The sequence below is a fragment of the Phyllobacterium ifriqiyense genome, from assembly GCF_030817885.1.
GTDB lineage: Bacteria > Pseudomonadota > Alphaproteobacteria > Rhizobiales > Rhizobiaceae > Phyllobacterium > Phyllobacterium ifriqiyense.
The window spans coordinates 855,804-869,801 of sequence record NZ_JAUSZT010000003.1; the positions used below are offsets into that span (position 1 = coordinate 855,804).

Here is a 13,998-nt window from a genome sequence, read left to right on the forward strand (position 1 = left end):
AAAATGCATAGAACGCACCTCTCCATTAAATCCCGCCACTCCAACGCCGCCTGAGCAAATTGGTTGCATCGGCATCGGCGTTTCATCTTTAACTGCAAAGGTTTGGAACGAAATTCGCTGTCGCAGTGTTTATTATCCGAAGAATAAATCGGAGGGTTTGAACATGTCGCTAACAACAATTCTTGTCGTTATCCTCATCCTTGCATTGATTGGCGTGTTTCCCACTTGGCCCCATGCACGCAATTGGGGTTACGGCCCTTCCGGTCTTCTTGGCATCGTTCTGGTAATATTACTGGTTCTGCTGCTGATGGGCCGTATCTGATATAAACGAAAAGGAGATTAAACCCATGATGCGTGGCGCTTTACTTTGGCTTATCGGCCTGCCGCTTCCAATAATCATCATTCTTTGGCTGATGGGCTATCTTTCATAAAACCATTTAAATTCAGTCATTTACAAAAACACCAGCTCCCCCTGGGCTGGTGTTTCCCTTCCGGTGCAAAGGAACATGAATGTTAAAACGACTTATCTCCAGTTCTGCCATAGTGGTGGCTCTCACTATCACGGTAGCAGCACAGGATGGCTCCGACATATTTGGCCAACCAATCGTGGCAGCACCCGCACAGGATCGATATCTTGTAGCGGCCCCAGGGCAGGTATTGACCGCCGGTCTTATCGGCCAGACGGTCTATAATAGTTCGAATGACGATGCGGCTTCCATTGGCGAGATCAAAGATGTTGTGCTCAATCCTGAAGGGCGCACTGAAAGTGCCGTCATTGCTGTGGGCGGATTTCTCGGCGTCGGCCAGAAAGAAGTGGCGGTAAGTCTCGATCAGCTTTCATGGGCGGAAAAGCCGGATAATAAACGGTGGTTGGTAATCGCCGCCAGCAAAGAAGAGCTGGAAAAAGCTCCTGCCTATGACCGCTCCGTATTGTTGACAGATGGCGCCTCGGATCCCGCCAAGGCGCCTGAACCAGCCATCAACGCGACAGAACAAGACATAAAAAAGTCACCCGCTAAACTTCGCAGCGCCCTGAAAGCGGTGCCCTCAAGTGCAATGAGCGCCGATAAGCTGATCGGCTCGGCGGTTTATGGACCGGAAGACGAAACACTTGGAAGTGTTGGTGACGCGCTGATGACACCGGACGGTCAAATTGAGGCCTTTGTAGTGGATGTGGGAGGATTTCTGGGCCTGGGCAAAAAACCTATCGCCGTCTCCATTGAAAATCTCGATTTGCTTGCCGATGACAGCGGCAAAATCTCGGTTTTCACGCCCTTCACAAAAAAGGAACTGGAGGCGCAGCCCGCTTACACCCCAGAAGCCTATAAGGCCGACAGCGAGAAAATTCTGTTACGGGGCACTGCCGAATAATAAAAGCAGTTGCTTTGCGATAACGGTCCGGTCATCGCGGCTTGCGGTGGCCGGTTTCGCATGGAACAAATAGTTTCGAGCAACGTTTCGAAATCATATGCATCTATTTTCCAAGGAGTTATCGTATGGCCACAGTTTCCTCGAAAATTAAAAAAGCAGTCGATGATGCCACCGAAACCAACCCTGATTTGCAGGCGCAGGTCGCGGCGCTGAAGGAAGATATTGCAAATATTGCTGCAACGCTTGCAAAAATCGGTAAAAATTCGACCAAGGATGCGCGCGCCAATGCTGCAAATTCCTTTGAAACAGCCAGGGTGCGCGGCGAGGAAGTGTTCGAAGAACTGAAATCGCAAGCTTTGGATATTGAAGATCAGTTGGCCGAAACTATCCGCGACAAACCGCTGACATCTATAGCAGTGGCAGCTGGAGTCGGCTTTCTTCTCGCTTTGATGTCACGTCGCTGATCATGTTGAAACTGCTAACTCCTTTTTTGACCAGTCTCGCCGCCGGTGAGATTGGCCTGACCCTCAGTCGCGTCAAGCGAAGCGCAATCTTCCTGAGCATTATCGGAATATTCGGCGCCATCGGTGCCGTCTTTTTGCTGGTCGCAGCCTATATTGCCTTGTCGGATCGTTTCGGTGAATTGCGAGCTGCCCTTTATATTGGCGGCGGCGCAATTGCTGTGGCGATCATATTGTATATCATCATGAAAATATCCGACGCCATCATTCGAAAACGCCAGCGTGACCGGGCAAAAACCGACACAACAGCCCTATTGACTGTCGCTGCCATCGCTGCTGCACCAATGCTCCTGCGTTCACGTGGCTTGCTGATGCTGGCGCTACCCGTGCTTGCTTTTGGCGGTCTGTCGATGCTCGGGAAAAAACCCAAAACACGGCAACGGCGCCGCCGCGATGTATCAGAGGAACTCAGGGACTGAATTATCCTTGATGGGCATGGAGATAATCGCCTCCATGCCGCTTTCCGAGTAACTTAACCTGACGCTGCTCGATATCACCTTATCAAGGCTCCGCTCAATGAGACGCTCGCCCAGTCCACGTGTCGCAGGTGTGGCTACGGGCGGCCCGCCCGCTTCTATCCAGTGAATAATCACGCGTGATCCGTCCAGTCCCTGCTCAATCTCCCAAGAGATGCGCACCTGGCCCCCAGCCACTGAGAACGCACCATGCTTGGCCGCGTTCGTCGCAAGCTCATGCAGGGCAATACCCAGACCCAAGGCGTGATCAGGCGGCAGGATGACATCTTCGCCAACCAGCACCATTTGACCGGCATCGTAGATCGCATAGGGTTCAACCTGTCTCGTGATCAAATCGATGAGGTTGATTCCACTCCATTCGCGGTCGGACAAAAGCGTGTGCGCTTCAGAAATGGCGCGCAGCCGACCTGAGAAGGCTTCCATGAATTCGGCCGGGTCAGCTGTCCGATTTAAGGTCTGGCGTGCCAGTGATTGCAGCATGGCCAAAGTATTCTTGACGCGATGATTGAGCTCACGAAGCAAGAGCCGTGTTTTCTCGGCAGCATTTTTTGTCGCGGTTATGTTGATGTTTACACCGACAGCAACAGTAGGGCGGCCTGATTCATCGCGTTCAAAGATCCGTCCTCGACCCAGTAGCCATTGGCCTGAAGAGGCGGCGCGGAATTCTCCCGCATAATCCTGGTCATGTGCCAGAGCGCGGGTGATTGACGACTTCATCATTGGAAAATCATCCGGATGCATTGCCCGGAAAACGTCCTCGCCTGTAACGGGGCTGTCTTCGCTCAAGCCCAGCATGGAATAAGCCATCTTATTGCCGGTAAAGATTCCGGTTTTCAAATCCCAAACCCAACTGCCGACGTTTCCCACCTCCAGCGCCATGGCATTGCGATCTTCTTCGAGGTGCAGTTTTTTGACAGCGGTTTCATCAAGGCGGGAGTTGCGCTTCAACTCCATAAGCGATCCCGCCAGACGGGCCAATTGTATCAATTTTTGTTGCTGCTCATGGGTAAATTCGGAATGCGGCTTGAGCGACAGAATGCTTAGAGTGCCGACACGCTCATTTGCTACATGAATTGGCGCAATAGCCAGAAACCTTATGCGCGGTGCCTGTACGACCGCGCTGGTTTCAGCAAACCGCACATCCCCGGAAGCATCCGGAACAACGAAACATGGTTCCGATGCAGCAATTGAATGCGCCTCGAGCGTCCATATATCGATATTACCCACGAGCCCGCAAAAAGACAAAACGTGGCTTTGATCGCTGTCCACCAGAGACAAGCGCGCCCCATCAACATTGAAAATCGATAATGCCAGCTCCGTTAGATTGTCCAGATCGCTATCATCTTTGCCTATAGGCCGGAGCGTAGAAAGAACCTCACGACGCGACGATTCCGCCAGGAACAGAAAATTACTCTCGGAAGTGTCGGTCAACTTCATATCCCACGTGACAGCCCGTCTGAAAGGCGCCCCTACTTCACTAAGTTATATATCCAACGACTTCAACGCCGCCACGTTGGCATTGTTCCTCGCACGGAACATTTAATCACCCCATTCGTTTTTAATCTGCCATTACAAGGAGGACAAAATGCTCAACGCAAACGACATTCTATCGGACGCGGGCCTTAGCAAAGTCCAAAAAATTGCAAAGTTGGAAGAACTTCTGTCGGAAGCCCGCGGACTGCAGAGAGCGGCCACTGAGGGCGGGATGGACCCCGATGACGGAGTCACCAGGAATCTGCGTGATATTGAACTTGCTCTGGATCAATTAAACGCGGAGAAGCCTGAAACCGGTGCCGCCACCCTCTGAAATGGAGGTGCCCTTAGATATAAGGCCGGGGTGCAGGCGGTAACCCCTGCCATTTGGCAATATCCAGAAGAATTTGATGATCAATGACTTCACAACCCCGATCAAGCCAACGCAATGCGCCTTTGGCTGCAAGTTTCTTCAAGGTCTTATTCGTGTGAACAATTGATAGACCCAAAGTATCGGCAACATGCTGCTGGCGAAGCGGCACCATCAGCGTGTTGTTTTTCACCATTCCGACCGATTTGGCGCGCTGATATATGAATGCGAAAAGATAGGCTGCCCGCTCGAGCGCCGACCGGCGACCAACGCTTAGCAATATCTCATCAAGCATCTGCTCCTCGCGTGAGGCTAACCAGGTAATGTCGTAGGCGATTGTTGGATAACTTTGAAACAGGGCTGGCAGTTTGTCTCGCTGAAACATGCACATCACCAAGGGCGATAACGCCTCGACCGAATGTTGCATTTCTTTCATCAATGAGCCTTGCAGGCCAATCAGGTCGCCCGGCAACACATAATTCAGAATTTGCCGGCGGCCATCTTCGAGAGTTTTATACCGGAACGCCCAACCGGAAAGGACGGTGAAGAGATGCGCGCTGCTTCTGCCCTCGCCAAGTACGGTCGTGCCGACATCGGCAACCAGCTCGCCCATCTTGAACCCGGACAGAAACTCGACTTCATCTTTTTCATGCTGCTGGAAATGTGGATAATTTTGTAAAGGGCACCTTTCGCAAGGATACTGTCTTACCGTCGATGCTCCATTATTTTTCATTGTTTGTCCGGTTTTTGTTGGGCGCAAGCTAGGGTCCGGACCCTAGCATGCCTTCAAAAATTCATATGAGCTTTCTTCGCAATTGATATGTCTTTGTTAAATGACAGAACTGTCAAGCCAGCCCCATAACCAACTCCAAATTGGAGTATTGGAATATGGAATTGGCTGGCAAGCGCCTTTTGGTGCTCGAAGACGAATATTTGATAGGATTGGAACTTGAACGAATCGCAGAAGAGTGCGGCGCCAAATCCGTTCATGTTGTTTCTACGATCGACCAATTGATGAGCTGGATAAATAGCGGTCAAATATGCGATCTCGCAATACTTGAAGTAGAAGCCCGTGGTGTGTCCTCCCTTAAAGCCGCCTCATTGCTTCGGACGCGTGACGTACCTCTCCTGTTCACCAGCGCCTATGATGCCGATCTGAGTGGTATTGCCGAATTCGCAGGTACCCCTGTTGTGGGAAAACCTTACGGCAGAAGCCAGATTATACGGGCAGTCGCTTCGCTCAGTGGCTCTGCAAACGATCAATCGTCGAGCAAAGGCAATTCATCAGGCGAACTTGTTTGAAGTAACCTGTGTAGCGATCGCGTCCGGGCCGTAGTCGACCTCCCCCTCAATTTCCAGAAGTTCCTGCAGCCGGGTTCGGGCACGGCTGACGCGGCTTTTGATCGTTCCGACGGCACATCCGCAGATTTCAGCGGCTTCCTCATAGGAAAACCCAGAGGCTCCAACGAGAATGATTGCTTCGCGTTGATCATCGGGAAGTTTTTCCAAAGCTTTTCGGAAATCCTGCAGATCCAAGGACCCGTATTGCGCAGGGTGAACCGATAATTGTTCCGTGAAAATCCCGTCTGAATCCTGCACTTCTCGACCGCGTTTGCGCATCTGACTATAGAACTCATTACGCAGGATTGTGAAAAGCCACGCCTTGATGTTGGTGCCAAGCTCAAACGAATCCTGCTTGGCCCACGCCTTCATAATCGTGTCCTGAACGAGATCGTCTGCTCTGTCAGGGTTGCCGATCAACGAAACCGCGAAGGCTCGCAATTTAGGCAACGAGGCAATCAGATTTCTTTTGAAGTCCTTCGATTCATGTACCATTCAAGGGCCCGCTTACTTCGAGGATCGCGAATGCAGGCGTTCAGCCTCGTCGAGCTTTTCAAGAAGATCGAGAAACCGCGCCGGTATCTCTTCTTCTTGTACTGACGCATATAGCGCCCTGAGCTTTAAACCAATTTCCGTTTCAGCATTTTTTGCATCGCGGCGAAGAACACGCGCCTTGGCGGGCGCAGGGGACGTTTTCATTTTTGCGTTCATTGCTAAATCTTTGCTGATATGTCGACGCGATGTCTATAGGCACATTAATGCCGATAATGTCTGAATGCAGAAAAAGTTCCGAGCGGGGGAACTTTTTTTTTGGATAAGTGTTGTAGGACGGAACTCTCTTTCTATTCTGATCAATATCGCCTGAACAGGAACGCTCACGAATGTCATTGTCCACCCGGATAGCCCCCCACCTGCCTTATCTCCGCCGCTTCGCCCGTGCCATCACTGGCTCGCAGTCTTCAGGCGATGCTTACGTAGCAGCGACGCTCGAAATTTTGATAACCGACGTTTCCCTGTTCCCCGACGCGGGATCGGATCGGGTTGGTCTGTACAAATTGCTGGTCAAGCACTTCAACTCGGTCAATGTCCGGCCTTTGGAGATGCAGTCGGAATATGGCTGGGAAAAACACGCCGCTGCAAATCTGACCTCGATTGCCCCGAAGGCGCGTCAGGCATTTTTGCTTATAAGCCTTGAAGGGTTCAGCCAATCCGAAACGATGGAAATTCTCGACGTTTCCGATGATGAACTCTACGCACTTCTTGATGAGGCGTCCGTCGGCATCTCCAGGCAGATCGCAACAGATATTCTTATCATCGAAGATGAACCTTTGATCGCTATGGATATTGAGCACATGGTGGAAAGCCTGGGCCATAAGGTCGTAGGCATTGCCCGCACCAAAGATGAAGCGTTGAAGCTATATGCCGAGACGCAACCGAGCATGATATTGGCGGATATTCAGTTGGCAGATGGCAGCTCGGGCATTGATGCTGTCAACGACATCCTCAGCCAGGACGCTGTCCCCGTAATCTTCATCACTGCGTTTCCAGAACGCCTGCTCACGGGCGAGCGTCCCGAACCAACCTTTCTTGTTACCAAGCCATTTAATCCGGACATGGTAAAGGCGCTTATCACTCAAGCTTTGTTCTTCAAAGAAAGCAGTAAGGCAAAAGCATAGGAAAGCAAACAATCTCCCTGAATATTGCGGGAACCAAACGAACTCTGTTTCGTTTCTGATTCAACAATAAAGGGAGATGACAATGCTTTATTATGCAGTAATTTTTCTGATCATCGCGCTTGTCGCGGGTGCTTTGGGTTTCGGCGGAATTGCAGGCGCTTCTGCGGGTATTGCGCAGATTATATTCTATGTGTTCTTGGCTCTGCTTGTTGTGTCGCTGATAGCAAGTATCATACGACGGGCCTGAATCGAGTAAAGCCGCCAGTAAAACTGGCGGCTTTTTGGTAGCCACCTACACTTAAATTCAACTTGATCGCGAGGCGGGATTGCACCTGTCCATCTATCGTAGTAGTCCACCCCAATAAGCAAGCGGTGGGGTTTGGGAGTGACTTGGCGGAAATTCAACTTGGCCTCACTTGACGGGCCGGAAATAAATTGGGCGTGGTTTGCGCGCCGCGCGCCTCGCACAATCGCAGTTTACATTATCCTTCTTCTGGCCGTGCGCCTGTTACTATCCCGCTTCATGGAAATTGATGAAGCCCAGTTTGTCGGCGCTGTCGATTTTTCATGGATATATGGCAATTCACACCCTCCGCTGTACAATTGGCTGGTTCGGCTGGCGCTTGAGCTGACAGGTTGGAATTGGGTGCTGTCGCTTGCGCTTGTGCGCCTATCATTGCTCGGTCTTTATCATTGGCTGGTATTTGATTCAGCAAGACGTCTGGCGGGGGACCGGGCGGGCGTATTGGCACTTATAGCTTCGGCGTTTCTGCCGCAAATCGTATGGATGTCGATACAAACGACGGCGCACACCGTTCTTGTTCTCGTTGCCGCGATTGGAATAATTCATTCTCTGGCGCTGCTGAGATCCGGTGCAGGCAACGTTGCTTATGCGTGGTTCGGGCTTTGGGCTGCCATAGGTGCACTGGCCAAGTATAATTTCTTTATATTTCTGATCAGCTTCCTGGTCGCCGCGGTCCTGACATCATCTATCCGCCGCCAGCTTTTTAACCGGCGAATCTGGATATCAATCCTGATCTTCATGGCGGCGTTCGCTCCGGTTGCTATCGCCTCACTATATGCCCCGCTCACTGCAACGGCAGGGCGTATGGTAAAGTTGAATCAACCCGTAGATTATCTCAATGTGATCGACCTGCCCCATATAGGTCTGGATGGGTTTCTTAGCCTCATTGTTTCCGCTGCGCTTTGGTCCGGATGGGCTTTTGCCGTATATGTCATCGGCAGAACCCGGGATCATCCGCGACCGGCAGCCGACGGCGATGAAGACGTGCGGAAACTGCTCTTGCGCACGATATTGATTGGCCTGGGCGCTTTCGCACTGCTGGTATTGCTGGCCGATTATCACTCGGTAGCCCAGCGTTACATGGCACCCATTCTGGCGCCAACGGCGATCTTGCTTGCATTGCGTTTCCCGCAAGTTCTTGGAGCACGCAACCTTTTGATTCTGGCGGCCTGCATGTTCGTGCTCGCCCCGCTAGGCTTTGCCGGCGTAGCGCTTTTCGGGACGCCGCGATTCACATTTCCTTTTGATGCGATCAGCAGCGCCATTCGCGGTCAAAATCCGGCTCCGGCGACAGTCATCTCAAATCGTCAGGATGATGCAGCCAATATCTCTGTTCTCCTGCATTGGCCGCCCGAGCGGGGTACAGCCAGCGATGTCGTGCTTGTCTGGCAGGGTAATGATGCCCCGGCCGAAAATCTTCTCGCTCAATTACCCGCCAATGTTTTACCCGCGAGCCCGGTTACCCGTGTTACCGCACCAGTCAGAAACTTCAGCGGAGAGTTGCGAACTTTCAGCTTTCAGCGCTTTTCATCTCCGTCACCTGTATCGGATCAGAATAACGGCGGATAAGCCAGAACACGCCAACCGTATCGAGAAAAGCAACAGCGGCCCGATCAAAGAAACCATATTTCGAAACGCCAGCCAGCCTTGGCCGATCTTCTATATCGACCTCGACAACAGGCATCCCGGCGCGTCGTGACAGCGCCGGGATAAATCGATGCATATTATCAAAATAAGGAAAATGCCGCGCAGCGGCAGCCGGCAGGATTTTGAAACCGCATCCCGCATCCCGGCAATCATCCTTCAGAAGACGCTTGCGAACGAAATTGGCAAAGCGAGAAGTGAGAAGTTTGATCAAACCATCGTTCCGACGCTTGCGCACACCTGCAAAAAGCACAGGGGGTGATGCTTCTATACGGCTCCACAGTTTCTTTATATCGGCAGGATCGTTCTGGCCGTCACCATCCAGCGTGGCAATCCACCGACCATTCGCGGCTTGAAAACCGCTGAGCAACGCGCGCGATTTGCCAGCACGCTTTTCGTGCCGCAGCACGCGAACCTTGCCGTCCGCGCGCAAGGCTTCGCTCGCTGATTCATCCGTCGAACCGTCGTCAACGATAATGATTTCATGGGCCGGACCATCGGCCATGACGGCGCTGATCTCTTTGACAAGCAAACCAATATTGCCAGCCTCATTATATACAGGAACAATGATTGTGAGTTCGATCATATCGGGAAACCATTAAACAATACCGGCAGAGTGCTGGCGGCAGAACCAGTTCACACTCGATACGATAATTTGCTATGTATAGATACGTCGAAACGATTTCCATCCCTTCTAATTGGACAAAATCAGGCCTTTCGCCGTGCAACTATGTGGCTCGTTATTTAACGCCGCAATTCCGCCATCCCGATTGCTAGTAGATAAAGGGCTATCGATACGAACCGATCATGGTTAATGCTTCATTAGGCGGAGCTTTCTAGAGTGGTTCAAACAACATCTTGATTCCGGACAGGTAATGAAAGTTGAGCTAACCAGAGCGTTTATCGGTTCGGGGAAAAGCATTTCCGGAGCGGTTATTCTTGCCTGCGCCATGGCTTTCAGTCCAGCTACCCGTGCCCAGACGGCGATCACTCCAGCCGAGCAATCTTCAATCGAGGCAAAACGTGCGGAAACCGCAAAAGAGCTTCAGGATCTGACCAGTCAAATATCGCTCTCGGCCGACAAGGTCGCTTCGCTCGATAAAGAAATATCGGGTTTGAAAAAAGACCAGACGACAATTACGGCCGCTCTTATTCAGGCGGCGAAAACAGAAAAAAAACTTAGCGAAGATATAACCAGCTTTACGGACCGGCTCACCGGCCTGCGGGAGCGCGAGGACGGCGTAAGGCTGGTCTTGCGGCAGCGCCGGGGCGCCTTGGCCGAAGTTCTCGCCGCCTTGCAAAGAATGGGCCTAAGCCCGCCTCCAGCCCTGCTGGTACGCCCTGATGATGCTCTGGCATCTGTGCGCAGTGCTGTGCTTTTGGGCGCGGTTGTACCTGAAATGCGCCAACAGACGGAAGTCTTGATCGCTGATCTGAAAGAATTGACCAGGATCAAGACGTCGATCTCAGAAGAGCAAGCCCGGTTGACCGCGGCGCTGTCCAGTCAGGCAGAGGAAAAGAAACGGCTCGACCTGCTGCTGGCTGAAAAGCAAAAGCTGCAAACAACCTCTGAGGCAACTCTTGCCGCTGAAAAACAGCGGGCAGAGAATTTGGCCAAGCGCGCCACTTCGCTGCAAGGTCTTATCGCCTCTATGGAAAAAGATATGGCGGAGGTGCAAAAAGCCGCCACCGAGGCCAGCAGCGAAGAGCAGCAGAGGCTGGAAGCCAGCCGCAAACGGGCCGAAGAATTTGCAGCAAATCAGAACCGCCTGGTTGCGCAGGAAAATTTTGCTTCCTTGCGAGGCCGGCTTGCCATGCCGGCGGCGGGCAAACTCGTTAAGCACTTTGGCGATAATGACGGTCTTGGCGGCGCTCTTCAGGGCGACACGCTGGAAACCAGCCCCGGAGCGACAATAACAGCTCCGGCGGATGCCCTTGTCCTTTATGCGGGCGCATTCCGATCTTATGGTCAACTCTTGATACTTGACGCCGGCAATGGCTATCATGTCGTTTTGGCGGGAATGTCCAGAATCAATGTCTCGCAGAACCAGTTTGTTCTGGCAGGAGAGCCGGTCGGTGTAATGAACGAACAACTTATTGCGAGCAGTGCACCTGTACCGATGGGAAATGGAGCTCCAATGCTTTACATTGAGTTCCGGAAAGATACAAAACCTGTTAATCCCGCTCCATGGTGGGCGGATCGACTTGCTGGAAGGACCGCAAATGATACGTAGACTATCGCTTCTCATGGCTGGAGCACTGATGGGCGCTACGGCAATGGTTGTTGTGCAGGGTGCCCTGCCCACTACCGCTGCAGAGGCTGCGGGCAACGACACCTATAAACAGCTATCAATTTTTGGTGATATATTCGAGCGTGTCCGCGCCCAGTACGTCACGCCGCCGGATGACAAGAAGCTAGTCGAGAATGCCATTAACGGCATGCTGACCTCGCTTGATCCGCACTCATCCTACATGAATGCTGAACAGGCGCAGGATATGCGTGTTCAGACCAAGGGTGAATTTGGCGGTCTTGGCATCGAAGTCACCATGGAAAACGAACTGGTCAAGGTCATCGCACCGATTGATGACACGCCAGCCGCAAAAGCAGGCGTTCTTGCCGGCGATTACATTTCAAAGATCGATGGCGTTGAAGTTCGTGGACTGACGCTCACCGACGCTGTCGACAAGATGCGCGGTGAGATTAAAACCCCGATTGAACTTACGCTTATCCGTCAGGGTGCCGACAAGCCGATCGTGCTGACGATCATTCGCGACGTGGTTAAGGTCCAGGCTGTCAAATCTCGCGTTGAGAATGATGTTGGCTATGTTCGGGTGATTTCATTCACCGAGCAGACATTTGACGATCTGCAAAAGGCCATCAAAGATATCCAGAGCAAGATCCCCAAGGACAAGCTCAAAGGCTTTGTTCTTGATCTTCGCCTGAATCCAGGCGGTCTTCTCGATCAGGCGGTGGCCGTTTCGGATGCTTTCCTCGATAAGGGTGAGGTTGTCTCGACTCGTGGCCGTGATCCCCAGGACATCACCCGGTTTGATGCCCGTGCAGGGGATTTGACTGATGGCAAGCCGCTGATCGTGCTTATCAATGGCGGCTCCGCCAGTGCATCCGAGATCGTTGCCGGTGCCTTGCAGGATCATCGCCGTGGTACGATTCTTGGCACGCGCTCGTTCGGCAAGGGCTCGGTCCAGACGATTATCCCGCTTGGCGAGAATGGCGCGCTGCGTCTTACAACAGCGCTCTATTACACGCCTGCCGGCAAGTCCATTCAGGGCAAGGGCATCATACCGGACATTACCGTTGAGCAGCCATTGCCGGAAGAGCTGAAAGGCAAGGTTGAGCCAATGAGCGAATCAAGCCTGAAGGGCCATATCAAGGGCGCTCAGGAAGATGCAGAAGGTTCCGGCTCCATTCCTTATGTTCCACCGGAAGCAAAGGACGACCTGCAGCTCATACAGGCAATGAAGTTGTTACGCGGCGAACAGGCAAATGCAGCCTTTCCTGCTGACCCCAAAAAGGGTGTACCCAACTAATATGATAAAAGCGGCCGGGATTCCTTGATTAGCCCAGCCGCTTTCCTCCCTTATCGCAGTATTTGCTGCCAGCACTTCCTCCCTTTTTCCGGCCAATAAGCGTGAATTCAGAATTGAACAGGCCGCTGGGGCAAACCGGCAAAGGGCCGAACGTCAGAGCGGGCAATAAAACGGCAGGGTCATGGATACTGCCCTCGACTGTTTTTACGCTCATGCTGGTTGCGTCATCCGTAATTTCCTATACCAGCCATCAAGGCTTCCGGCGGCCTGAAGCAAAACCAGCTATCCCCATTGCCACGCAAGCTCCTACTCCCGAGCCGATTTCACCTACCCTGCCGAAAACAACAATCTCCAACCAGTTGCCAGGCAATATAGCCAATGAGGTTGCGGGCGGACCAAAGGTCATTGTCGTTGGTGACCCGGCAAGACGTGCCCAAGACCCTCGAACTGCGCATCTGCCAGAACCGGATTTGCTCGAGCAGTCCCCGCAAGGGCCGCTCCCGATCATTGCGCCGGATGGGCGTCGTCCGCTTGATGCCTATGCAAGACCGTGGTCAGGCGCGCGCGGTGCGCGTGTGGCGATTATTATCGGCGGTTTGGGCCTGTCTCAGACCGGCTCTCAAAATGCTATCCGCGTCTTGCCGCCGGAAATAACTTTGGCCTTCTCGCCTGAAGGTAATAGCCTGGGCCGCTGGATGCAGGCGGGCCGTCAGGAAGGCCACGAAATATTGTTGCAATTGCCTCTGGAGCCTTTCGACTATCCGCGGGTGAACCCCGGCCGCAATACACTCACCGTGGATGCACAACCCGCCGCCACGATTGAGAACCTGCACAAGACAATGGGACGCATTACCAACTATACGGGCGTCATGAACTATATGGGCGCGCGTTTCACATCGGAGGCAGCGGCAATGACGCCTGTCATGCAAGAGATTACCCGCCGTGGCTTGCTTTATCTGGATGACGGCACCTCGGCACGCAGCCAAGCAGATGCAATTGCCACACAGCAAGGCACGCCCTACGCTGCCGCAGACTTGTTGATTGATGCAACGCAGGAGCGCGGCAGCATCCTGAAAAAACTGGATGAACTGGAACGCATTGCCCGCGCCAAAGGCACCGCGATTGCGACTGGCTCGGCGTTCGATGTAACTGTTGAAGCAGTCGCCGCATGGGCGAATGAAGCCAAGGCGCGTGGCATAGAAATCGTCCCCATATCGGCGCTTGTCCGCGATCCGCAAAAGGGCTAGCACTCCTCGAACGCGCGCACTGGAGC

The 13,998-nt window shown here is 52.8% G+C and carries 17 protein-coding genes; 12 read left to right on the forward strand and 5 right to left on the reverse strand.

Features of this window, described 5'->3' with window-relative positions; all coding sequences use genetic code 11:
- The first annotated feature begins 163 nt into the window (after positions 1-163).
- From QFZ34_RS11735 to QFZ34_RS11750, 4 genes are all read left to right on the forward strand, one after another.
- Positions 164-322, forward strand: coding sequence for a DUF3309 domain-containing protein (locus QFZ34_RS11735; protein WP_115054323.1), 159 nt, complete (start codon positions 164-166; stop codon positions 320-322).
- A 188-nt stretch (positions 323-510) separates the two neighbouring features.
- A complete protein-coding gene (locus QFZ34_RS11740; protein WP_307281069.1) occupies positions 511-1,371 on the forward strand; it encodes a PRC-barrel domain-containing protein in 861 nt (286 codons plus the stop codon).
- Positions 1,372-1,496: 125 nt separating this feature from the next.
- Positions 1,497-1,835, forward strand: a complete 339-nt coding sequence (locus tag QFZ34_RS11745; RefSeq protein WP_115054325.1) for an ElaB/YgaM/YqjD family protein — start codon at positions 1,497-1,499, stop codon at positions 1,833-1,835.
- A gap of 2 nt (positions 1,836-1,837) precedes the next feature.
- Positions 1,838-2,311, forward strand: coding sequence for a hypothetical protein (locus tag QFZ34_RS11750; protein ID WP_307281072.1), 474 nt, complete (start codon positions 1,838-1,840; stop codon positions 2,309-2,311).
- On the opposite strand, the gene QFZ34_RS11755 is transcribed toward QFZ34_RS11750, so the two are convergent.
- Positions 2,291-3,799, reverse strand: a complete 1,509-nt coding sequence (locus QFZ34_RS11755) for a sensor histidine kinase (protein ID WP_307281074.1) — start codon at positions 3,797-3,799, stop codon at positions 2,291-2,293. The genes QFZ34_RS11750 and QFZ34_RS11755 overlap by 21 nt on opposite strands.
- A gap of 154 nt (positions 3,800-3,953) precedes the next feature.
- On the opposite strand from QFZ34_RS11755, the gene QFZ34_RS11760 reads away from it, so the two are divergent.
- Positions 3,954-4,175 carry a hypothetical protein gene (locus QFZ34_RS11760; RefSeq protein WP_115054328.1) on the forward strand — a complete coding sequence of 74 codons (222 nt, stop codon included), beginning with the start codon at positions 3,954-3,956 and terminating at the stop codon, positions 4,173-4,175.
- Between the two features lie 13 nt (positions 4,176-4,188).
- On the opposite strand, the gene QFZ34_RS11765 is transcribed toward QFZ34_RS11760, so the two are convergent.
- Positions 4,189-4,944: a Crp/Fnr family transcriptional regulator gene (locus tag QFZ34_RS11765; RefSeq protein ID WP_307281080.1), complete on the reverse strand. Its 756-nt coding sequence runs from the start codon at positions 4,942-4,944 to the stop codon at positions 4,189-4,191.
- Positions 4,945-5,099: 155 nt separating this feature from the next.
- Between QFZ34_RS11765 and QFZ34_RS11770 the strand changes: the two genes are divergently transcribed.
- The gene (locus QFZ34_RS11770) at positions 5,100-5,513 is read left to right on the forward strand and encodes a response regulator (RefSeq protein ID WP_307281082.1); all 414 of its coding nucleotides are present in this window, start codon (positions 5,100-5,102) and stop codon (positions 5,511-5,513) included.
- Here QFZ34_RS11770 and QFZ34_RS11775 read toward each other — a convergent pair.
- Both QFZ34_RS11775 and QFZ34_RS11780 read right to left on the reverse strand, forming a co-directional pair.
- Positions 5,496-6,047 carry an RNA polymerase sigma factor gene (locus tag QFZ34_RS11775; RefSeq protein ID WP_115054331.1) on the reverse strand — a complete coding sequence of 184 codons (552 nt, stop codon included), beginning with the start codon at positions 6,045-6,047 and terminating at the stop codon, positions 5,496-5,498. The two genes, QFZ34_RS11770 and QFZ34_RS11775, sit on opposite strands and share 18 nt — an antisense overlap.
- 12 nt (positions 6,048-6,059) lie before the next feature.
- A complete protein-coding gene (locus tag QFZ34_RS11780; protein ID WP_370878741.1) occupies positions 6,060-6,251 on the reverse strand; it encodes a NepR family anti-sigma factor in 192 nt (63 codons plus the stop codon).
- Between the two features lie 182 nt (positions 6,252-6,433).
- Here QFZ34_RS11780 and QFZ34_RS11785 point away from each other — a divergent pair, with 182 nt between their 5' ends.
- The 3 genes from QFZ34_RS11785 to QFZ34_RS11795 all read left to right on the forward strand — a co-directional run bounded on the left by QFZ34_RS11785 (position 6,434) and on the right by QFZ34_RS11795 (position 9,101).
- Positions 6,434-7,228, forward strand: coding sequence for a response regulator (locus QFZ34_RS11785; RefSeq protein ID WP_115054333.1), 795 nt, complete (start codon positions 6,434-6,436; stop codon positions 7,226-7,228).
- 82 nt (positions 7,229-7,310) lie between these two features.
- Entirely contained in the window at positions 7,311-7,475 is a 165-nt protein-coding gene (locus tag QFZ34_RS11790; RefSeq protein ID WP_115054334.1) for a DUF1328 domain-containing protein, read from the forward strand.
- A gap of 159 nt (positions 7,476-7,634) precedes the next feature.
- On the forward strand, positions 7,635-9,101 hold the full coding sequence (locus tag QFZ34_RS11795; RefSeq protein ID WP_307281091.1) for a glycosyltransferase family 39 protein: 1,467 nt from the start codon (positions 7,635-7,637) through the stop codon (positions 9,099-9,101).
- Here the strand turns inward: QFZ34_RS11795 and QFZ34_RS11800 are convergent.
- On the reverse strand, positions 9,043-9,762 hold the full coding sequence (locus QFZ34_RS11800; protein WP_307281093.1) for a glycosyltransferase family 2 protein: 720 nt from the start codon (positions 9,760-9,762) through the stop codon (positions 9,043-9,045). The genes QFZ34_RS11795 and QFZ34_RS11800 overlap by 59 nt on opposite strands.
- Before the next feature lie 289 nt (positions 9,763-10,051).
- Here QFZ34_RS11800 and QFZ34_RS11805 point away from each other — a divergent pair, with 289 nt between their 5' ends.
- From QFZ34_RS11805 to QFZ34_RS11815, 3 genes are all read left to right on the forward strand, one after another.
- Positions 10,052-11,410 carry a murein hydrolase activator EnvC family protein gene (locus tag QFZ34_RS11805; protein ID WP_307281095.1) on the forward strand — a complete coding sequence of 453 codons (1,359 nt, stop codon included), beginning with the start codon at positions 10,052-10,054 and terminating at the stop codon, positions 11,408-11,410.
- Positions 11,400-12,725, forward strand: coding sequence for a S41 family peptidase (locus tag QFZ34_RS11810; RefSeq protein ID WP_115054338.1), 1,326 nt, complete (start codon positions 11,400-11,402; stop codon positions 12,723-12,725). Before QFZ34_RS11805 ends, QFZ34_RS11810 begins: the two co-directional genes overlap by 11 nt.
- A gap of 95 nt (positions 12,726-12,820) precedes the next feature.
- Complete coding sequence (locus QFZ34_RS11815) at positions 12,821-13,972, forward strand: divergent polysaccharide deacetylase family protein (protein WP_370878841.1); 1,152 nt, start codon at positions 12,821-12,823, stop codon at positions 13,970-13,972.
- Positions 13,973-13,998: the final 26 nt, after the last annotated feature.